Annotated in this window: 22 protein-coding genes and 2 pseudogenes; 11 read left to right on the top strand and 13 right to left on the bottom strand. The window is 36.7% G+C overall.

From position 1 onward, the window contains the following. Positions 1–13: 13 nt before the first annotated feature. From RNZ41_RS11695 to lgt, 3 genes are all read left to right on the top strand, one after another. Positions 14–748, top strand: a complete 735-nt coding sequence (locus tag RNZ41_RS11695) for a heavy metal response regulator transcription factor (protein ID WP_099808680.1) — start codon at positions 14–16, stop codon at positions 746–748. A gap of 1 nt (position 749) precedes the next feature. Beyond that, positions 750–2222 carry an ATP-binding protein gene (locus tag RNZ41_RS11690; protein ID WP_099808679.1) on the top strand — a complete coding sequence of 491 codons (1473 nt, stop codon included), beginning with the start codon at positions 750–752 and terminating at the stop codon, positions 2220–2222. Between the two features lie 183 nt (positions 2223–2405). After that, entirely contained in the window at positions 2406–3290 is an 885-nt protein-coding gene (gene lgt / locus RNZ41_RS11685; protein WP_099808678.1) for a prolipoprotein diacylglyceryl transferase, read from the top strand. Between the two features lie 325 nt (positions 3291–3615). Here lgt and RNZ41_RS11680 read toward each other — a convergent pair whose 3' ends face one another. The 7 genes and pseudogenes from RNZ41_RS11680 to RNZ41_RS11650 form a co-directional block, all read right to left on the bottom strand. Beyond that, the gene (locus tag RNZ41_RS11680; protein WP_314027890.1) at positions 3616–3921 is read right to left on the bottom strand and encodes a BrnA antitoxin family protein; all 306 of its coding nucleotides are present in this window, start codon (positions 3919–3921) and stop codon (positions 3616–3618) included. Then, a pseudogene (locus RNZ41_RS11675) lies at positions 3893–4189 on the bottom strand (BrnT family toxin). The gene RNZ41_RS11680 and the pseudogene RNZ41_RS11675 overlap by 29 nt, the downstream one beginning before the upstream one ends. 106 nt (positions 4190–4295) lie before the next feature. After that, positions 4296–4901 (bottom strand): recombinase family protein, encoded by a 606-nt coding sequence (locus tag RNZ41_RS11670; protein WP_314027888.1) that lies wholly within the window; start codon positions 4899–4901, stop codon positions 4296–4298. A 294-nt stretch (positions 4902–5195) separates the two neighbouring features. After that, positions 5196–6749, bottom strand: coding sequence for an ATP-binding protein (locus tag RNZ41_RS11665; RefSeq protein WP_060995180.1), 1554 nt, complete (start codon positions 6747–6749; stop codon positions 5196–5198). A gap of 135 nt (positions 6750–6884) precedes the next feature. Further along, positions 6885–7178, bottom strand: a complete 294-nt coding sequence (locus RNZ41_RS11660) for a hypothetical protein (protein ID WP_060995181.1) — start codon at positions 7176–7178, stop codon at positions 6885–6887. Beyond that, positions 7178–7825, bottom strand: a complete 648-nt coding sequence (locus tag RNZ41_RS11655; RefSeq protein ID WP_060995182.1) for an AAA family ATPase — start codon at positions 7823–7825, stop codon at positions 7178–7180. Before RNZ41_RS11655 ends, RNZ41_RS11660 begins: the two co-directional genes overlap by 1 nt. A gap of 219 nt (positions 7826–8044) precedes the next feature. Beyond that, positions 8045–9055, bottom strand: coding sequence for a replication initiation protein (locus tag RNZ41_RS11650; RefSeq protein WP_060996129.1), 1011 nt, complete (start codon positions 9053–9055; stop codon positions 8045–8047). A gap of 235 nt (positions 9056–9290) precedes the next feature. Here RNZ41_RS11650 and RNZ41_RS11845 point away from each other — a divergent pair, with 235 nt between their 5' ends. From RNZ41_RS11845 to RNZ41_RS11640, 3 genes and pseudogenes are all read left to right on the top strand, one after another. Continuing rightward, positions 9291–9413 carry a DUF4113 domain-containing protein gene (locus tag RNZ41_RS11845; RefSeq protein WP_406878244.1) on the top strand — a complete coding sequence of 41 codons (123 nt, stop codon included), beginning with the start codon at positions 9291–9293 and terminating at the stop codon, positions 9411–9413. Between the two features lie 51 nt (positions 9414–9464). Beyond that, a pseudogene (locus tag RNZ41_RS11645) lies at positions 9465–10140 on the top strand (SOS response-associated peptidase family protein). A 45-nt stretch (positions 10141–10185) separates the two neighbouring features. Continuing rightward, on the top strand, positions 10186–10791 hold the full coding sequence (locus RNZ41_RS11640; protein ID WP_096489783.1) for a 3'-5' exonuclease: 606 nt from the start codon (positions 10186–10188) through the stop codon (positions 10789–10791). 45 nt (positions 10792–10836) lie between these two features. Here the strand turns inward: RNZ41_RS11640 and RNZ41_RS11635 are convergent, their stop codons facing one another. Then, entirely contained in the window at positions 10837–11076 is a 240-nt protein-coding gene (locus tag RNZ41_RS11635) for a helix-turn-helix domain-containing protein (protein ID WP_060996138.1), read from the bottom strand. Positions 11077–11241: 165 nt separating this feature from the next. Between RNZ41_RS11635 and RNZ41_RS11630 the strand changes: the two genes are divergently transcribed. Then, positions 11242–11541 carry a hypothetical protein gene (locus RNZ41_RS11630; protein WP_060996139.1) on the top strand — a complete coding sequence of 100 codons (300 nt, stop codon included), beginning with the start codon at positions 11242–11244 and terminating at the stop codon, positions 11539–11541. A gap of 10 nt (positions 11542–11551) precedes the next feature. Further along, positions 11552–11917 (top strand): hypothetical protein, encoded by a 366-nt coding sequence (locus RNZ41_RS11625; RefSeq protein ID WP_060996140.1) that lies wholly within the window; start codon positions 11552–11554, stop codon positions 11915–11917. 727 nt (positions 11918–12644) lie between these two features. Here the strand turns inward: RNZ41_RS11625 and RNZ41_RS11620 are convergent. After that, the gene (locus tag RNZ41_RS11620) at positions 12645–13232 is read right to left on the bottom strand and encodes a hypothetical protein (protein WP_060996141.1); all 588 of its coding nucleotides are present in this window, start codon (positions 13230–13232) and stop codon (positions 12645–12647) included. Positions 13233–13586: 354 nt separating this feature from the next. On the opposite strand from RNZ41_RS11620, the gene RNZ41_RS11615 reads away from it, so the two are divergent. Both RNZ41_RS11615 and RNZ41_RS11610 read left to right on the top strand, forming a co-directional pair. Beyond that, a complete protein-coding gene (locus RNZ41_RS11615; protein ID WP_065253214.1) occupies positions 13587–14237 on the top strand; it encodes a plasmid mobilization protein in 651 nt (216 codons plus the stop codon). Then, positions 14231–16312, top strand: coding sequence for a hypothetical protein (locus RNZ41_RS11610; protein WP_065253213.1), 2082 nt, complete (start codon positions 14231–14233; stop codon positions 16310–16312). The genes RNZ41_RS11615 and RNZ41_RS11610 overlap by 7 nt, the downstream gene beginning before the upstream one ends. A gap of 549 nt (positions 16313–16861) precedes the next feature. On the opposite strand, the gene RNZ41_RS11605 is transcribed toward RNZ41_RS11610, so the two are convergent. The 4 genes from RNZ41_RS11605 to RNZ41_RS11590 form a co-directional block, all read right to left on the bottom strand. Beyond that, positions 16862–17257 (bottom strand): hypothetical protein, encoded by a 396-nt coding sequence (locus RNZ41_RS11605; protein ID WP_060996144.1) that lies wholly within the window; start codon positions 17255–17257, stop codon positions 16862–16864. A 63-nt stretch (positions 17258–17320) separates the two neighbouring features. Further along, positions 17321–17839 carry a hypothetical protein gene (locus RNZ41_RS11600; protein ID WP_060996145.1) on the bottom strand — a complete coding sequence of 173 codons (519 nt, stop codon included), beginning with the start codon at positions 17837–17839 and terminating at the stop codon, positions 17321–17323. A gap of 108 nt (positions 17840–17947) precedes the next feature. Further along, positions 17948–18484 (bottom strand): hypothetical protein, encoded by a 537-nt coding sequence (locus tag RNZ41_RS11595; protein WP_060996146.1) that lies wholly within the window; start codon positions 18482–18484, stop codon positions 17948–17950. Between the two features lie 45 nt (positions 18485–18529). Further along, positions 18530–19240, bottom strand: a complete 711-nt coding sequence (locus tag RNZ41_RS11590; protein WP_060996147.1) for a hypothetical protein — start codon at positions 19238–19240, stop codon at positions 18530–18532. Between the two features lie 156 nt (positions 19241–19396). On the opposite strand from RNZ41_RS11590, the gene RNZ41_RS11585 reads away from it, so the two are divergent. Then, a complete protein-coding gene (locus RNZ41_RS11585; RefSeq protein WP_036596867.1) occupies positions 19397–19666 on the top strand; it encodes a helix-turn-helix domain-containing protein in 270 nt (89 codons plus the stop codon). Positions 19667–19749: the final 83 nt, after the last annotated feature.

Genomic DNA, 19749 nt, shown 5'->3' with positions numbered 1-19749 from the left:
AAGGTAAGCAACGATGAAAGTACTGTTAGTAGAAGATGAGAAAAACCTTGGAGAATATATTAAGAAAGGCTTAACTGAGGCCGGTTTCATCGTGGATCATCACATGACAGGTTTAGATGGCTATCATGCGTTGATGACTGAAGATTTTAGTGTGGTGGTGATGGATGTGATGCTGCCTGACGTCAGCGGCTTTGAGCTGATACAGCGCTACCGTGCTGCTGGAAAGCATACGCCTGTTTTATTTTTAACCGCTAAAGATGATTTAAGCGATCGGATTAAGGGCATTGAAATTGGTGGCGATGATTATCTGACCAAACCTTTTGCTTTTGCCGAGCTAATTGTCCGAATAAAAAGCCTATTGCGGCGTGCCAATCAATCAGACTATAAAAGCTCTGTCATACATATGGCTGACCTAAAAATGGATATTGCTAAACGCACTGTATATAGAGGCGATACCAACATAAAATTGACTGCTAAAGAATTTGCTTTATTACAATTTTTCTTAGAACGTCAAGGTGAGGTACTGCCGCGCACTGTGATCGCCTCGCAAGTATGGGATATAAACTTTGAGAGTGATACGAATGTCATTGACGTGGCTATAAGACGGCTACGGATAAAAATCGATGATGGTTTTGACACCAAGCTTATTCACACAGTACGCGGTATGGGCTATCGATTAGAGCCACTGAATGTCGGAGCAGACAGTAGCATGGGCGACGATGACACCAACAAAGATGATCTAAAATAAAATGAGAGATAAATTTAAGAATCGACGCTGGCCTTTGTTATGGCGTACTGTTTTTTTACTGACAATATTTGTTGTTATCTCTCAAGTTGTTATTTATATATGGGTTCAGCGCTCTGTTAACGAGCACTTTGAGCAAATGGACTCAGAGATTATTACCCATGCAGCTTTTAACCTGCGTAAACGCATGGTGAATTTTAACGATCACATAGAACCTTTTACAGTGTCAAAGTCGCAAGCGCTAATTGATGCCAATCATCTACATTCTTCTTGGTTAGACTATGATTTAAAAACGTTAATATCAGACAAAAACGGCAATTTATTGTCCAGCAATCCCAGTAATTTCATCAATGATCTACCGGCAGATTTTAGCTTGTTACAACTATTGCAGGACTATCGCGATCAGCAGTTTATGATCAAGATAAATAATAGGCATTACCGAGCCATTATCGTTACACATCAAGAGGTTTTGGCATTTATTGCTCTACCTATCGATGTGCATCATCAATATCTTGTCCAGTTTAATCGCCAGCTGAGCTTGATACTTATCGCCATTACCTTATTATTGGTTTCAGTAGCAGCACTAAGTGTACACTGGGGTTTTGCTCCCCTAGCTACTATCGTACAAAAGATGAAAGGCATTAATCTTCAAAGGTTAGATGAAAGAATTGTGGTTGGCGATATGCCGTTAGAATTACGTCCACTAACGGAGTCTTATAATTCTATGATGGTCAAGCTTGAAAGTAACTTTGAATCATTATCACGGTTTTCAGACAATATCGCCCATGAGCTACGTACGCCAATAGCGACGCTGAGTACGCAAACGCAAGTCATGTTAACTAAGCCAAGAGAAAACGACGAATACATTGAGCAATTGCATCATCAGCATGATACGTTAAAGCAGTTATCCGCCATGATTAACGATATGTTATTACTGGCAAAAACTCAAAAAGAGCTGAGTGATTCGCAAATCAGTCATGTCGATATAGAGAGCTTGATCACAAAGCTTATAGATTATTATGAGATGATTGCTGAGGATCGTGAGATAATCTTTGAAAAATCGGGTGATTTTAAAACAGTACTAGGTGATAAAGGCTTATTGCAACGGCTGTTTGCCAACCTGATGTCAAATGCGATTTATTATGCGGCTAGTAATAGCACTATTATGATATCCGCTACTGTCCTCACTTCAAGCACCTCGCTTAATGCGCCAAAAGACGATATTCAATCCCCAGAGCAGCTCTGGTTAAGAATAACTATGACCAACCGTCTAGACAAACCATTAAATCAGATTGAAGCCGATAAACTGTTTGAGCGATTCTATCGTCATGATAAAACGAATACGATGCATTCAGGAACAGGCTTAGGCTTATCTATTGTGCAAGCTATCGCCAATGCTCATAATGGCAAAGTTAGTATTACTATCAAAGATGAGTGTCTTTTTGAGGTTGCTGTAAAGTTGTTGATTGCCAGGTAGTAAATACCTTCATACTGCCTATGAACCGCTCAGATTAGATCGAAGGCGAGTTTACTTGGAAGGTCTCTCTATCCATAAGATGAGATTCTGACTTGCGATAGTTGTACTTTTCAATTGTTGGACAAAAAATTTCTTATATAAGCCTATTTCATACATTCTATTACCAATAATTATGATGCCTTTATGATGATTCATCCTCAGTATGATCCCGTAGCGCTTTCCTTCGGTCCATTGGAAGTGCACTGGTATGGGCTAATGTATTTGCTAGCCTTTGCTGCCGCTTACGGTTTGGCTTGGTATCGCAGTACCAAACGCGACAATTGGACCACCGACATGGTCTCTGACTTAGTCTTTTATGGCGCGCTTGGTGTCATCTTAGGCGGTCGTATTGGCTATGTGCTGTTTTATCAGTTCGGTGAATTACTCCAAAACCCTGCCTATATATTAAAAGTCTGGGAAGGCGGTATGTCTTTCCACGGCGGCTTTATCGGCGTCATGCTAGGTATGTGGTTCTTTGCCCGTAAATATAAAAAGACTACCTTTCAAGTATTCGATTTTATCGTTCCTTGTGTACCAACCGGCTTACTGTTTGGGCGTATCGGCAACTATATCAATGGCGAATTATGGGGTCGCGTCTCAGACGGTGGCTATAACTGGCTGACCTACTTTCCGCAAGCCGCGGCGTTTGATATGGAGCAATTACAGAGCAATCCACAATTGCAAGAATTGATGATTGAAGTCAATGGTCAATACATATTGCCTCGTCATCCATCACAGCTATATGAAGCCTTTGCCGAAGGTCTGCTGCTATTTATATTCTTATGGTGGTATTCATCAAAACCACGTCCACGTATGGCCGCCTCCGCTGTATTCTTACTAGGCTATGGCATCAGCCGCTTTATCATTGAATTCTTCCGCCAGCCAGATGCTGACCAAGGATTCATATTATTAGGTTGGATGACCAAAGGGCAAATCTTAAGCGCGCCGATGATTATCGCCGGCTTAATCATGCTGATTTATGCTTACAAACGCGGTATTTATGATTGGGGTAAGCAGCCTGCATATTAGAAATAAGTATCGAGGTGCATGAACAAATAAATATAAATGCAGTTCTAACAAGATACATTCCATTTGCAGAATTAATACCTATGTTAGGGGTTACCCCAGAATTCGGAGAAAATAGTACGTTAAGGAATTTAGTCGAGTATTTTTAAAATTGATAAAGGTCAAGGTGTCTAAAAAACTCTGGTTTTTTAGACACTCCATTTTGGGCAAAAAAACAGGGGCAAATCGCCCCTGTTTTCGTATATTAACCCGTATATCAAACAGCGTCTAACAAACCCACAAATCTAGCTTTAAAGTAAAAACTTGGGTTAGCTGATATCATAGGCGACTAATGCGTTTCTGCCAACTCAGTCAACATCGCCTGTCTTAAAATAGCATTCATCCGAGTTTGATAACCCTTGCCTTGAGACTTGAGCCATAGCAATACGTCACTGTCTATGCGTACCGTGGCGATTTGTTTGGTTGGCTTATACAGCGGATTGCTAACAGCGTTCGCCCAAAAATCATCCTTTAATGGTGGGATATCAGAATAGTCAATCTCTGCCTCATTTAGTTTAGCAAGACGAGCTTTTGCTTCGTCAGTTAATTTAGGTGGATTGCTTAAATCAATACTTCGAGTAACGATTTTGCTCATAATGTTTCTTTTCCCTTTTATCTGCAGGACGGGCTGAGATAATACGGATATACTCCTCACCGTCCTTATCATGCCAAGTATGGGCAACCAGAATAACAGCAATGCCTTCAATTTCTCCTATACTCTGCCATCGCATTTCACCATTTTCGATTCTATCTTGATTCATCAAAAGAAACGGGTCAGCAAATACGAGCATGGCTTCTTCAAAGCTAATACTATGTTTTTCAAAGTTACTGGCAGCCTTATTCTAATCCCAAGAAAAATTCATTTAAGCCTAATTTAAATCAATCTATTTAGTATTGTAAATACATTTTTGTAAAAAATAACAATAAGATGCCCAGTCGTCAAGATAAATTGCTCATGCTTACTGATAATTATTCATGTGCTAACAAATCCACTCCAGCTTTCTTCAACTCCCCTTTCGCCGTCACATAGTGATACAGCGTACTACTGGGAATATCGCCCAATTCTTTACAAATCGCTGGAATGCTTTTGGTTTGATCAGCCATCAGATGTTGGGCATATTTAAGTTTCTCAGCCGTCATGATTCTAGGTCGACCACCTTTACGACCACGAGCCCGAGCAGCCGCAATCCCCTCTTTCACCCGCTGGCGGATAATATTACGCTCCATCTCTGCAAACGCCGCTTGAATTTGTAAAAACGCTCGACCTGCAGGGGTGGTTGTATCCATTGGTGAGTTAATGGCTTTAAAGCCAATGTCTTTCTCAGCCAGTTCATCAATCAACTTTATAAGATCACTAGCTAACCGCCCTAACCTATCCAAATCCAAAACAACCAACACATCGCCTTTTCTCAAATAGTTGAGACAATCATCCAGACCCTTACGTTGAGAATTACTGCCTGATGCTTTGTCTTCAAAAATTCGCTCACAGCCGATTTCTTTTAACGCATCAACTTGACGGTTAAGGAGTTGTTTCCCTTCCGATGTGGATACTCGAGCATAACCGATTAAACTCATGATGAAATTCTCACGATAAAAGATAATTACCCCATCTTATCATATTTAGATTTATTTGGCTTTATCGTGAAATAAATGGAATAAAAAGGCGCCGAATTGGCGCTGATTTACAAACTCACGAAAAACAATAGGTTTTCGTGATTATCAAGTAAATTTATAATGGTGTAATAACTAACAGAATTTATGCATTAATTCCATGATTTGATAGACGGTAATGGATTTTCAATGAGAATCGCTACAATTAACATAGTCTAGATGATGTAAAATTTTTGGCTTAGGCTAAGTACATTTAGTTTACCCTTCTCTTCTATCAAATATTACCGTATGCGTTTCTCTATGAAATTCTATACCTATCTGATGAATGATACGACTGGGTGTTGTGTATTTGTCAGCATAACGCTTCTGTTGTATTTGAGCTAAGGCGGTTCCTTGTGGTTGAGCGTTTTTACCATTCACGACTTTAAATTCAAAAATGTAAACGTGGTCTCCAATGATGAGTGTCATGTCGATGTTACCAAGACTTGTTGCGTCTTCTGTGATGGTTTGAAAGCCTAAACTGGCAAACAGTGCGTAGAAGACGCTGGCCCAATAGCCTTCGTAATTGGCAATCGGATTATTTCTGTGCCAGTTATGGGGAATGCTACTAAAAAATGCTTGGATGATGCTTTCAATGCCATCAAGATTATGCTGAACAATCGCTTCGTAAAGTTCACTTTGTTTGAGTAACATATCATCTTTGGCATGGGCGATGTATTTTAATAGCAGTGATTCCGATAAGCTTTGTTGTACTTCAATGTTGGGAAATTTTAGGGTATAACGTACACTGGGTTTTAACAGCATTTTATCAATGGTGAGATAACCCGTTTGAAATAGTAAGGCGATGATACTGATATCGCTTATTTCAAATTGTGATAGGTTTTGACTATCAATAAGTCTACCAATTAGTTGATGGATATGGATGTTTTCATTTAATAGCTTATCCATTAAGAAGGTTGCATTACCTGTTTCTACCCAGTAGTTTTTATAGAGCTTTTGTGGGTTACTTAAAAACAGTAAGACGTCAAAGGGGTTATAGACTGCTTCACCTGTCCAATTATAGCCGTTATACCATTTTTTTAACTCTTCAAGATCCACTTTATCTAATTCTACAGCGAATACGTTTTCAAGCTCAGATTGGGTGTAACCACAAAGCGCTGAGAATCTTTCATCTAAGGTAACATCGTATAGATTATTTAAACCTGAAAATAGATTGATTTTACTAAATTTAGAAACGCCTGTGAGCATGGCAAATTGTATATGGGCATCTTGACCTTTAATAACGGAATAAAAATCCCTTAATTGATTACGGACAATAATAGATTTTTCTGAATTCTGCAAACTGTCTAAAATCGGCTTATCGTATTCATCTATCAATATGACAACTTTTTGCCCTGTTGTTTCATGGCAATGCTGAATGAGTGCTTGAAACCTACCACTAATCGTTTTTAAGCTATTAGTAATACGCCATCTTTCTTCTAAAGCCGTTAAAATGTCCGATAAAGCAAGAGATAAGTCATCGTAACCTTCTATACCGCCATCAAAGCTAATGCGAATAACAGGATAGGATTGCTCCCATTGCCAGTGATGTTCAGCATATAATCCAGTGAATAGCGCCTTGTTACCTGCAAATATTTCAGCAATAGTATCAAGGGTCAGGCTTTTGCCAAACCGTCTAGGTCTTGATAAAAAAATATATTTACTAGTATTAATTAGTTCAATGATTTTGGCCGTTTTATCGACGTAATAATAGTTACCTTGTCTTAGTTCGGCTAAATTTTGGATGCCGATAGGAAATTGTTTTTTTACCATTTATTAGATCCCCACTAAGAATCACAAGATAATTTCAATAACTTAATAAACTTATTTCCCAAGAGTAACTTATGTAAGTTATGCACAAAAAGTAAGTTATAACATTTACTAAAAGATATAACTTACTTAAGTTATTTAACTTTCTTCATTTTTTGTTGCGAGAACTGCTAAATTTAATTGTTCTTCTGAAAGAAAGCTTAGCTGCTGAATCGCTGTTTTGACAATTATCGAACGATTAGCACGAGCGACCCTACTTTTTACAAGTAATTCATCGATTTGATCACTCACTTCTTGGGTAAGTGAAAAAGTTTGGCGAATATATTTAGCCTTCGATTCTTTTTGTAGCGAATGGGTATTCGCCCCACCAATAAAACTATCGACAGAGATATCAGCATTATAACCTTTTTTCTTTAAATCACTTAAACCCATTATACTTCTCCTAAAAACTCTTCGGCAATCGCTACAATTTCTGCGCTAGCCTTGCCATCTGTATCACCTTTGGCTTCAAATACTGTAAATCCATTTTCATCAGCGTCATCATAAATATTACGATTACTGGTGAAATTTTGAAGAGCTGGAATATTAAAGGATTCACAAGCATCTTTAGCATCGGTGATACGCTGGAATTGACTGGGCAAAGTTGGACATTGTGTCATGACGGCTTTTGCTTTTAAATTAGGATTGATGGCTTTTGCCATTTTCACCAGATTTTCCATGTGTGCCAGTGTTTTTAAATCCCGACGTTTAGGTCTAAAAGGCAACAACATATGGGTTGCAACAGTCATAGCAGAACGTAAGGCTTCAGAATCTTGACCACCTGCATCAATGACAATATCTTGATAACGCTTTGACAAATCAATTAGTGTCTGTCTAATATTACCTGAGCATTGCACTGATGGGAGTGTTTTAGAAATTTGGTTTTGCTCCCGCTCTTTTACCCAGTCAGTCGTTGTACCCTGCGGGTCAGCATCTAACAATAAGATGTCTCGATTTCTATTCTGCAAATAAACTGCAATATTTTGAGCTAAGCAGCTCTTGCCTGAACCACCTTTTTCACCGCCAATTAAGATTATCATAAGTTACACCTTTTATCTAAGTTATTAAAGTTACATAACAATTTTAACAGATTTAAGTTACGTAAGTTAATTAATTTATTCAAAATTTTATCATATATAATTTATTGATTTAAATTAATTTTTCACATAGATGTAATATTATTTAATGAAATTACTTACGCAAGTTACTCATTAGCATTAACTTATGTAATAAATTATATGATTAAATAGGACGTATTTCTACCAACTTCTTTCTAATATTTCTTGAATATTTTTAAATTTTTTAACACTAGTAGGGTCTTTTAGTAAGACACGCCAACTATTAAAAACTTCATCATAACTTCTACTATCATTGCTTGCGAGTAAACTACTATTAGCATCTAGAAACTCCTTTTTAAATTTGGCCAATTTATTAATTTGACCATCTGATAGTCCTTTTATTTGCCATGATAGTGCTAGAGGATTTTTTTTCTCTGACTCAAACATATCAATTGTCTTACCAACAGGTTGCGCAGTTTTTTTAGCTTGAGCTTTTAATTTGAATTTTAGCTCAAGATGAGTGAATTTTTTTCCCGTTTTTACAAGTTTATATTCAACATTAATTTTAGTTTTTTCATTAATTTCATTGACTGCAGTTTCAATAACTCGTACTTTCAAATCTTTGGTTGCAGGGTATTTGTCACCAAGATCAAGAAACTCTCTTAAATCTTCAATTGTGATTTTTCGAAACCCTGTATCTTTAAATTGCATGAGTAATTCAAAGAATCTAATACTATACGAGCTACTAAGCCCTGCAATATCTTGTTTTAAATATTGGGTAAAATTAGCTGATAAATTGCTCAAATAGGGCAAAATTGATTTACTAAATCTGAGAACCACAAAATGCTGATTATTAGGCATTTTAGTTGGTTGTAATCCTAAACTTTGAGCAAGTTTAATCATACCTTCGCCAGTTCCAACTCCCATATCCTGTACCCAGCGAGTTTTTAGTACATCGTCACCTACTTTTAATACAATAGAACGTTCATACAAACGTTCAGCCGCTTCACGCATTTCTCTATATGCAGTTTTAGGATGCACACCCATTTCAATAAAATCGCTGACTTCGACGGTATAAACCTCTTCATCTTGAACTTCCACACCTTTAGGTATTTGAGAAATTGCAGAAAGAATCAAGCGTTGTTCATTTGCAGTTAAGTGATAACTGGCAGTAATAACTACATTAGATTTCACAATTAGATCATTACTCATGGCAAAATTCCAATAATTAATAGGACACAAAATATCATAGTCCCATTAAAGTAGTCAATCCGTCCCATTAAAGTAGTCAATCCGTCCCATTAAAGTAGTCAATCCGTCCCATTAAAGTAGTCAATCCGTCCTATTTATGTCCTCCAAAACCGGGCTACATCAGGCATACAGATGGTCTATAAACCTTTAAAAACTATAAAAACCTAAAAAAGAAATTTTTCGTTTTTAAAATTTTATATATTTAAACGTTGAAATTCCTGTAAGTAGAATAGCCAAGCAGCAAGATTGGCAGATGAATCGAGAGTTTTTAAGCCCCAGCTATACCACCAAGCTATCAGATCTACTCAAAGTGCATTAGTGCGAGTTTGCTAACGGCTGTTAATAAATCCATGTTAAAAGAGAAACCCTGATGTGTGCCAACTTTCAACCCATTAGCGCTACGCAAGCGCCGTTATTTACCAATCAACAGCTCAGCTTTGCCGTCAAACAGGATATTTACTCAGGCTATGAACCCCCCTTGCTATTTGCTAACCTCTTATCAAATACGAGAGGTGATCTTGCCGAGTGGCACTCAGCCATGTTTGGAATGGTGCCTAAATGGGCCTAAGATACCGATATTGCCAAGCACACTTATGATGCCCTTAGAAACGGTGATGGATAAACCGAGTTTTAAACATGCTTGGTACAACAATCAGTTTGCGTTAATTCCGGTACAAACTATCTATTAGCCTAAATACATTAACGGTAAAGCACATCGCTATGGCATTCACCGTGAAGATAATGAGCCGTTTACCGTAGCCGCTTTATATGAAATTGTTAAGATAGGGGAGCAAATCATTCGCTTCATGACCATGCTGACCATCAATGCCGATAATCATCCTTTCATGTCACAATTTTACAAGCCTGAAGATGAAAAACGCTCGATTGTGGTGATTGAACCTGAGCATCGCCAGGATTGGCTCAATATGCATCATGAGGACGCGTTTGAGCTACTTAAACCGATGGGTGATGGGTATGTAGCAGAACATCGGCCAAAGCCGAAAAAAACGCTTAAAACGGCGCAAATGGATTTGTTTAATGGCTAGGGTAGCGTTTATATGACTGACTTACACCCATGATTGATTAATTTAATGACTTCAACCCCAATGACAGCAGATACGCAATCTCAAATCGATGCCATCTTTAACCAAGTTGTCCAGTACAACCAACAGTACGATACCAGCAAACCCTTATTCTTTGATACTGAAACCACCGGTGGCGGCAGGAATGATCAAATCATCGAAATTGCGTTTTGTGATAGTGATCGACATGTGATTATCGATACGCTGATTTATACCGATAGACCGTCTAGCCTAGGCGCATTGAAGGTGCATGGTATTTATCCACATAAGCTGATAGGTAAACCTACCTTTATTGATATTCAACCGGCGATTGTGCAATTACTCAAAGGACGCACCTTATATGCCTATAACGCGAGTTTCGATGTGCGTATGATGCGTCAATCGGGGCATAAACTTTGCTTGCAGCAAGTGGATGTCAAATGTTTATGTAAGCAGTTTGCTGATTTTATCGGGCAATACTCACCGTATTTTAAAGCCAATCGTTATTTTAGCCTAAGCAAGGCTTGTTTGCATTTTGGGATAGAACATATCAATGCGCACCGTGCTAAACCCGATGCTTTAGCTTGTGTGACGGTGTGGAAGGGAATGGTGAAAAGTCATCATTGGGATTATTAGAAAAAATATTTTATAACCTTTTTTAGCTATACAGCAAAGAGCCAACTAATTAGTTGGCTCTTTTTTTACGGCATCGGTTTGGTCATCATCTTCATAAAGAATGAGGTCGCCAGGCGTGCAATTAAGCAATTTACATAGCTTATCTAAGGCATCTAAATCCACTTTAATCACATCATTATTGTACATTCGATATAGAGTAGAGCGACTAATATCAATCTGTCGATCCACATCAGCAACTTTAATACCACGTTCGGCCAGTAAAACAGGCAAATTGATTTTGATCACAAAAAATTCCCTAAAAATGAAAATAAATACTTGATTTAGGAATAAAACAATATTAACATAGTTCCTAAATTAGGAACTTTATTCAATATTTTAATAAAAAATTCCTAAAAATATTATCACATAGTTCTATATTAAATTTCAAATCAGTCAATTTAGGAGAAGAGCATGATTCAACCGACCATGACACAAGTGATAAGCCACCTAACTGTCAAACAAGAAATCAAAAGACAAACTGATGCATTAGCTCGACAACTGATTCATGAGTTGAATATCCAATATGGCGATAACCTATATTTTCATTTAGGGTTATATCGAAAATGCGACAACTATACAGCAGTTAGAGATTGGGTCAAAGACAATTGCTGCGCTTTCAATTGCGGTGATTTTGATGATAGTTATCAAATGCTAAAGAAGAATTTTTTAGCGCTAATTACTAAAAAATATCAACAGGAAATGTACAACTAAGGGCCATTAAATGACTATTTTTTATTTGAAACAAAACAACATTACTGAGTTTGAATTCACGGTTTGCAAAGATTATTTCGAGACATCACTTGATCAGTTTATTGATCGATTGGCGCATATAAAATATCTTTGCAATTATTATCAAATAGATATTGATAAACTTACTGAGATTGTGCAAAAAGTGAGAGCATTTGACGCCAATATCTGTTGTAGCTATTGTAAAATCGCAAAACAGATTTATGAGCAAAGCTATATTTATCAGCATCAAGTTTTTAACTTTATTTGTGATGACTGTCATAAATTTATTTACTCAGCTAATCAACGAAATATGCAAAATTGTAGTCAAGATTTAAAAGATGACGACTGTCCCTTTTAAAATTACCCGTCCTAAGATTGTCGAAGGTAGGATTATTTGAGTCAGGCAGCATAGTCTGACCGAATTAATGAATAACAGTAGATGTGTTAAGCCTTAACAGGCGACACATATCCATTAGTAAAATGCAATTGTTCATGATTATACCAGTGTATCTAATCAAGGGTTGCTAGAGCAATATTATTTACCCCATTCCATGTAGCACCAACTTAAAAATGCAAGATAGTACCTACTTAAAATCGAAATTATCTCATTTCATATGAGGCTGCAATAGACAGGAGGGTCGCGGGCTTATTGTCTAACAATGAAAAAAATAGGTTTTAAAATATTTAAAGCATAAAGAAAATATGGTTGAAAATAACCCTTTAATCAAAAATATAATTTGTATAAATAGTGACAATTATACATAGCCGTTATTTAGATAAAGTGAATCTTTTAACAGCTTAAAAGATTTATTTTTGGTGATAGCGTCTTGCCCAATATAAAGAATGAAAAAGGTTAAAAATTAATTTTTTATTCGAACATCAACATTTAATCAGCCGTCTAATCATAAAGATTTACATGCTCAACATTGGCATCTTATAGCCAAGATAGCCCTTATAGCTATATTACAACTAAAAATTCACTAAAATAGCAGCAATAAGGTATTTAAAACTTGTGGCTAATTCTCATCATTTCTTAAAATAAGAAAGTCAATTAAGTCCCTAACATCTTTTTTAACATAGCCCATTCAGTTGATATCCATAAAACCAACCTGAAGTATCCTACTACCAAATTTCTCTGGATGTGTCTCGAAAATATCCGTATCTTCATCGATTTCGTTAAGGTTAAGCAGTATTCCCCTAAAATAGCGGATATCAAAATATAACCCTTTTAAACCTAAATTGCTGGCAACTTTTAAATTGTGATATTCCAATACCAGCAACTTTTTAAAAGTCACAAGATTTTGAGTGAAATACTCAACGACTTCTTTAACTGTGAGCTCATAGTGATAGTTTTTAGGTTTGCTTAAAACCAGTAATTTCTTTTTATCAATTTCTCGATTAAAAAATAATTTATAAAGCTTTTGTGCGCGGTAACTATTTAAATTTCCCTGAAGTTTTAATAAAGATTCATTGTTTAAATCAACATTAGGATAAAGTATAGAATTTGCATGATTGGGTAGATCTAAAAAATGATTTATTGAACAATTAATCATATTTTTAGATACAAAGTTCCCATCATCGATGGCTTTAAAAACATTGGCAGCTGCTTGCGATTTTAAACTACCACAGGCTCTGACTATTTTTAAAATTTCTGTCTGTTTTAAATAACTCATAACGCCTTCTGGAAAATTGCTGAGAAAACTCTAGCATAGCATAGCGTTAATAAAAATCATTAAATTTGCTATAGAAAAGTAGGTATACAGCAAATTTTACTTACATTAGTTTATAAATTTAGCGGGTTGTGTAACAGGATAAAAATAGGTATAGTAGAAAAAAGGGCTAAAAATGATAAAAAAGCAAGCAAAGACAAATACCCCCACTTCGTTTCGTATTCGTCATTTCTTGTGATGGGTAAACCCCCTCAACCCCCTTCCGAGTCAATTTGCTACGCAAATTGACTCGGCCGTACCTTTTTGCGCGATAAAAGCCTCGCGGAAAAAGGCAGAAAAACCATTAAAAGTTTTACGATGATGACAAAACGCCGACGCCAATCTATCCCGCTTGCTTTCAAAGTACCAAGTTTTTATCCGAGCTATCGAGGGACGCAGCTTAGTAGCTTAGTCTTTATTCCGGCAAGAAAATATCGACTCAAAAAAGCCAAAACGTTTGTGATAAAAAACCGTTTAATTAAATTATTAAACGTCCCAAAACCTTATCATTTGCCTACTGATGACACAGGTAAACAGCTTAATTATAAAACCTTAACATTTAACAAAATTAGCCGTATTAGACCCCAGTCGATCAAAATCCGTTTAAGTGATAGTGAGCTTTATCACTTAAAAAATAAAGCAAAAAAACGTGGGATGACAGTTGCCGCTTATATGCGAGAGTATGCTTTATCGCTCGAAGATCCCGTCCTCAAACGTACTCCGGCAAGATTGGATAAACAGTTTATTCGATTATTTGCGGGGGCTTGTAATAACTTAAATCAGTTGGTGCATTTGCTACATATCGATCAGCAACGTTTTGTCACTGTGGACTACTTACAATTGATTGTTGATGTGCAAGAAATGAACGAACTACTTTATAAAATTTATGGTGAAGCACAGCAAATTAGCCATCAATTAATCGCATCAAAAAATCCCACTACTAATCAAAATAATAACCAGCTATGTTAGTTAAATTCTTCGATCGAGGTCATGTTAAAAAGCATCATTCACTGGGTGGAGATGGGGCTAAAAATTACTTATTAAGCCCAGAAAGAGTAGCGAATGGTACTGCCGTTTTACTGCGGGGTAATGCTGACATTACAACGGAAGTGATAAATAGTTATGAATCACAAGGACAAATTTATACAGCAGGCTGTTTATCATTTGACAGTGAAGAATCTGCGAAGATGACAGAAGAAGAACAGCATGAAATCATGCAATCATTTGAAAATGCATTATTTCCAGAAATGTCTAAAAATCACTTTTCTGGCTACTGGGTGCGACACACCGATAAAGTTGATCCAACTACAAAAAAGGTGCGCTTAGAACTCAACTTTGTCTATGCTAACGTTGATTTAATCTCAGGTAATGCACTGACGGTGTATTACACAAATATTGATAATAAACGTATTGACGCTTGGAAGGACTGGACAAATTTTAGATATGGATTGAGTGATCCAAATGACCCAAAACGACGACAAGCCTTCGTGATTGATCGAAAACAACCGCTTACTAATCGCGTATTGCAGCAACAGATTTCTGAGCATTTACAGCAAAAAATTACCGATGGTAGCATTTTAAATCATGAGCAAATTAAACAAGCAATTAAAAATTTAGGCTTAGAGATTGTGCCGCTAAAGCGTGACCGTAATCAGATTAATATCAAAAATCCGTATGACGAGACGGCTGCCAATAGTATTCCTTTAAAAGGATTTATTTATGAAAAAGAGTTTGAACGCGAACGATTTATTTCAGAGCATCAAGCACAACGAGATGCAGATCCGCGAAATGAATATTACGCAAAAAGAGAACGAGCTAAGCGAGCGAGAAGAACATATGAAACAGAACTTACAAAACGTGCTGAACGACTTCGCAAACGCTTCAGAGAATCATATGCAACAAGCTCAATTGATGATCAACAACTGCAACAAATTGGTGAGCCAATTCGAGCTATTATTTCAGAAACTGAATCATCTGGAAATGATAAACCTAAACAAAAACCCTTCCTTAAACGAGCAGAGCGAAATAATAATCGAAATACAAAGGCTACTGACGCAACAAGCACAGCTCGAGCAGACAATGATCCAATCTTATCAACAGCTCGAGATGAATACTCAGACAAAAATAAGCCAATTAGAGAACCATTTAACCCACCAAAGCAATCAACAATATACCGATTTAATCAAGACTCTAGCACAGCAAAATTCGTCAACTTTGCGCCAAAAATCGTCATTAAATCAGTTGGTTTTAGTACTTTCACTTTCCAATACTACTTTGATAATCACACTTATCCTGGGGGTGACAGTAGGCTTTCAAAACAACGCAATCAAGTCAATTTGTTTACTAATCTTGATGGTGATCATCGTGATCAATTTAATAATAACATTCAAGCAACTACAAAAAGGCAAATAAATGAACAACCAAAACGACGCTCAGCTCTACAAATTATTTCTGAAACGCTCAGAGAAACTGTACAGCGAATTACACACCAAATTTACCAACCTCTCTACGCTTTTTACCAAAGAATTGGAGGGATTATCGGAGGGAGAAAACGCAATTATTTCAAAGTTAGACGAGCAGAATCAGCTACTGACCAAGCAAAACGAAGAACTGACGAAGCTTACTCAAACGCTAATCTCGTCGAATCAAGAATTCAAGACAGCAAACGACGAACAACAGCAACAAATAGCAAGCTTAGTTGCTACAGTGACCAAGCAGGAGAAATTAATCGAACGCTTGAATCAATTATTGAAAAATATGAACTAAAGAAAAAAGCCATTGAATTAGAAAAACAGCAAAAAGCGTTAAAAGAGCAAGCAAAAAATCAGCTAGATAGTAATAAAACGCTTAATGTGGAACCAAATTCAGTTTTAAATCACCGATTAGAAAATGAATTAGTGCCTGACCTAGAGGTTGATAAATTAGCATTGAAACAGCCTAAACTTCAACCGAAACCTGAAATTCCACTCTCTGATAAAAATCAAGGTCTAGCTAAAAAAGAGCCTGAAAAAGTAGTCATACCATCTCGACCAAAACCGAGATAATTATCCTAAGTTGTATGATTTATAGAGATCGTTTCAATTTGGCGATCTCTAACTTTTCCTAAACTAGCATTTAATGATGCAATAGTATTGATGGTATAAGTGGTTTTTCTGACTACCGCAGGGTATTTAAAATAGGCACTTAGCAAATGCCATTTGTCTCGCTAAGAAGCAATCACAGCAGTGTATTTAATGCCCCATATTCTATCAATTTTATCTAAAGCCAGTTCAGCCTAGTCCTTATTCACTGCATTATAGACAGGCTTTAAGCACCGTATAAAGACTTTCTGGTCACGACTTCCGACATAGTGAATGCTACTGCAGGTTTGATAAATCACATATACTTGAACTTCATTATTAGGAAATATTGCTTAAATAGCTTTATTTGTTTAAATATTTTAAGTTGGCTTTGAACTCGTCCATGCTTTTGATTTGGGTGACTAGTTGGTTTATCTGTCATTGCCTATTTTACTGTCAGGAGGATTATAAGCAGTTACGCACTTTCAGGAAAAACCTCGCATTTATTGAATTAAAGTGACCAAAGTTAATAATCTAACCACCTTGCGTTTCTTTAAGTTCTTTTAATAAGAACTTACAAATACTTTCTGGGGTTTTGCCTGCTTTTTTATAGCGATATTGATACTCCTTTTGTGCGTAAGACTTAATTTGGTCATCGTCTAAGTCCCATTTTTGTTGATTCGCTAAATCTGCAACTATACTCTGAACAGATACCGCATCTAGTGATTTTAATTTTGAATTGCTACACACAGCTTTATCATAAGCCCGAGTTGGTTTCTTACAATTTAGGATGATTGCTGCTTCATAACCAGTCGCAAATTGCATTTTTCTGTCCAAATAATCGTTATCAATGCTTGAAACACAGTCCGCAAAACTTGGTATTGATAAACAACTTAAAATCAACCCTGTCATTGTACGTAATTTTTTCATGGTTTTATCTTCCAATTGAGAAAGGTGTTTGAATTAAAGCTTTATGATTTTTTTATAAAAAATTTAGCCTGCCGACCAACCACAAGATATGCTCTTAGTTTTTTCATTAAAATTAAGCCCTACGCTTCCACTGCTATAGCCAATGCCATTGGCGGAGTGTTCACCAGCAATACTATCAGGATCTAGGATTTTACGTTTTTCAGAGGCGTATAATTTGCCTTTATTGGTATCAGCATAGAATTGATTACGAAGAGCCATAAATTTAGTATCAGCGAAGTAAAACAGCGTTTCACCTTGATACCCATTAGAATCCATTAATATTTTGGTCAAAGGATAACCAAATAAAATCGCATTTTTTAACGTAAATACCTTTTTACCCACATATGTCCCATCATCAAGTTTACGATGGTTTTCCATTTTAATCACAGAGGGTTTTAGATTCGTGGGAATTGACTTATCTAAATCAGGGGTTTCGCAGTTATCTTGTATCCCTTTTAGATAAGGCGTCCAATCATATGTCTTTGCTATGCTCAGTGATGATAAAAATAAACTAGCTACGCAAACTGCAATTTTTATATTCATAGTAGAATTTCCTTCTACAAAATCCGTTTATTAAAACCAGGCTTAAAACACCAAGCATAAATAAATTAAGAAATCATCACCTTAATATTGTTTATAGTTACAAATAGCTTAAGGCATAAAATCAACCGTGGTGGAGAAAAACTGATTATCAATCATCGCCACACAATAATTAACATTGCCATCTGACGCAGGGGTATAGGTGCCTGCATTCTCGCCATCGCCCATTAATGCGGTGTTATGATCCATCGTACACACCTTATTAGCATTTTTAGAAAAATTTAGTCTGGCATACCCTTGATCAGCGAAGAAAGCAAAACTCATAGGAATCACTTGCTTGGTTTTAGGATTTAATGCGGCATAATTTGTGACTTTCCCCCAGCCTTTAACTGACTTAGGTACATCAATGGGAAATAATACATAATTACGATTAAAGTTAATCGGCTTAGACAACTGCTGTTTATACAGCCCGATGGCTTGTGGACTGCAGAAATCTATCATAATGGCTTTATCATTCAGCGGTCGACAATTCTCTACACTAAAGCCTTGCACCTTCTGAGCGGCGTTGGCAGCGCTAGTTAAGCCCACTAGCATCAAAGTAGCTACAGATAGGTTGATAAATAGGGCAGTGGGTAAAAAAGCCTTCATAGCGACCTCAAATGGTGTTTAATAGTAAAAAATTGTTTAATCTTATTAATTATTAATCAAACTCGATAATCTTGCAACCCATTGATCCGCATCAAATTGATTTTTAGCGCGAAAGTCCTGTATTGGAAAGGGTGGGTAATTGATTTCAACCACAATACGAAACGAAGATAAATCGACGCGCTCATACCCAGGTGATTGATAAACCGTGGTAATCCCAGTGGCACTATTATGAGCAGCAGAAACACCGCCAGAGAACTTGGTTTTATGCTGGATATTTGAGACGTACCAACGCTGTACATCATGAAAATCACAGACAAGCATATTGTTTACCAGTCGGGTTTTTGGATCAATGCCCGTGGTGGATTGGGTAAAACCTATTTTGCGACGCGCAGCGTCGATCACAACGCCTTCACTTTCAAAATCGACTTGATAGCCTTGCTGAATAAAAGCTTGTTTATAATACTCATGGATTGGTAGATTGGTTGTGACCACTAAGCCATTGGTAGCTGCCACTCTGGCCTTAAAAATGGTGGCAACCACCCATATGACAGGAAGCTGGAGCAGTAGCATAATACCCAACCCTTTCATAAAGGCAGTGAAAAAATGACTTGGGACACTTAACCCATTAATAAAAGCTAAAATTAAACTAATAATGCCCATAACTTTAACGTAGCGTTTAAAACCTTTACCAGGTTTAGGTAGTCGATGAAACTTAGGCGGATTATTATCGAAGGCAGGAATTAATTGGATGGTCATGATAATCCTAAAAATTGGCGCAATCTTTGATGATTGACAATCGCATTTTGTCAACGGATGCCGGATAAACGAGTATTTTAAAAAATACTACGTTATTCGTAGTAAAAAATCAACGCAAATATACGAAATTCGTAGCTTTAGTGGTGGGATAAAGTTATGGGTTTACAACAATTATTTTCAAAGCGATTTAAAGAAGCTAGAAAAGCAAAACAACTGACACAAGAAAAATTAGGCATTTTAATTGGTTTGGACGAATTTGTAGCCAGCACGCGTATCAATCGTTATGAAAAAGGGGTGCACTTACCGGATTTATTAACACTTGAACGAATTGCCCAAGTGCTACAGGTATCACCAGCTTATTTTTTTGCAGATGATGATTTGGTGAAATTGATGAATAGTCAGACTAGCATTAACTCTAACCAATAATAACGTATACTTTGAATAGAGCTTTTTAAGGGTAAATGGTATTTAACACCGCCCATTGTATTAAGCAAAATCGACTAAATACC

Origin of the sequence: Moraxella sp. DOX410 (assembly GCF_032248735.1) — a bacterium.
In the GTDB taxonomy this organism is placed as follows: domain Bacteria; phylum Pseudomonadota; class Gammaproteobacteria; order Pseudomonadales; family Moraxellaceae; genus Faucicola; species Faucicola tetraodonis.
The sequence above is the reverse complement of the archived record's forward strand: the minus strand, read 5'-3'. Positions and strand labels throughout refer to the sequence as shown.

Coding starts and splice junctions, on each gene's coding strand:
- RNZ41_RS11695 (WP_099808680.1), top strand. CDS start 14: ATGAAAGTACTGTTAGTAGAAGATGAGAAAAACCTTGGAGAATATATT.
- RNZ41_RS11690 (WP_099808679.1), top strand. CDS start 750: ATGAGAGATAAATTTAAGAATCGACGCTGGCCTTTGTTATGGCGTACT.
- lgt (WP_099808678.1), top strand. CDS start 2,406: ATGATGATTCATCCTCAGTATGATCCCGTAGCGCTTTCCTTCGGTCCA.
- RNZ41_RS11680 (WP_314027890.1), bottom strand. CDS start 3,921: ATGAGCAAAATCGTTACTCGAAGTATTGATTTAAGCAATCCACCTAAA.
- RNZ41_RS11670 (WP_314027888.1), bottom strand. CDS start 4,901: ATGAGTTTAATCGGTTATGCTCGAGTATCCACATCGGAAGGGAAACAA.
- RNZ41_RS11665 (WP_060995180.1), bottom strand. CDS start 6,749: ATGGTAAAAAAACAATTTCCTATCGGCATCCAAAATTTAGCCGAACTA.
- RNZ41_RS11660 (WP_060995181.1), bottom strand. CDS start 7,178: ATGGGTTTAAGTGATTTAAAGAAAAAAGGTTATAATGCTGATATCTCT.
- RNZ41_RS11655 (WP_060995182.1), bottom strand. CDS start 7,825: ATGATAATCTTAATTGGCGGTGAAAAAGGTGGTTCAGGCAAGAGCTGC.
- RNZ41_RS11650 (WP_060996129.1), bottom strand. CDS start 9,055: ATGAGTAATGATCTAATTGTGAAATCTAATGTAGTTATTACTGCCAGT.
- RNZ41_RS11640 (WP_096489783.1), top strand. CDS start 10,186: ATGACTTCAACCCCAATGACAGCAGATACGCAATCTCAAATCGATGCC.
- RNZ41_RS11630 (WP_060996139.1), top strand. CDS start 11,242: ATGATTCAACCGACCATGACACAAGTGATAAGCCACCTAACTGTCAAA.
- RNZ41_RS11625 (WP_060996140.1), top strand. CDS start 11,552: ATGACTATTTTTTATTTGAAACAAAACAACATTACTGAGTTTGAATTC.
- RNZ41_RS11620 (WP_060996141.1), bottom strand. CDS start 13,232: ATGAGTTATTTAAAACAGACAGAAATTTTAAAAATAGTCAGAGCCTGT.
- RNZ41_RS11615 (WP_065253214.1), top strand. CDS start 13,587: ATGATGACAAAACGCCGACGCCAATCTATCCCGCTTGCTTTCAAAGTA.
- RNZ41_RS11610 (WP_065253213.1), top strand. CDS start 14,231: ATGTTAGTTAAATTCTTCGATCGAGGTCATGTTAAAAAGCATCATTCA.
- RNZ41_RS11605 (WP_060996144.1), bottom strand. CDS start 17,257: ATGAAAAAATTACGTACAATGACAGGGTTGATTTTAAGTTGTTTATCA.
- RNZ41_RS11600 (WP_060996145.1), bottom strand. CDS start 17,839: ATGAATATAAAAATTGCAGTTTGCGTAGCTAGTTTATTTTTATCATCA.
- RNZ41_RS11595 (WP_060996146.1), bottom strand. CDS start 18,484: ATGAAGGCTTTTTTACCCACTGCCCTATTTATCAACCTATCTGTAGCT.
- RNZ41_RS11590 (WP_060996147.1), bottom strand. CDS start 19,240: ATGACCATCCAATTAATTCCTGCCTTCGATAATAATCCGCCTAAGTTT.
- RNZ41_RS11585 (WP_036596867.1), top strand. CDS start 19,397: ATGGGTTTACAACAATTATTTTCAAAGCGATTTAAAGAAGCTAGAAAA.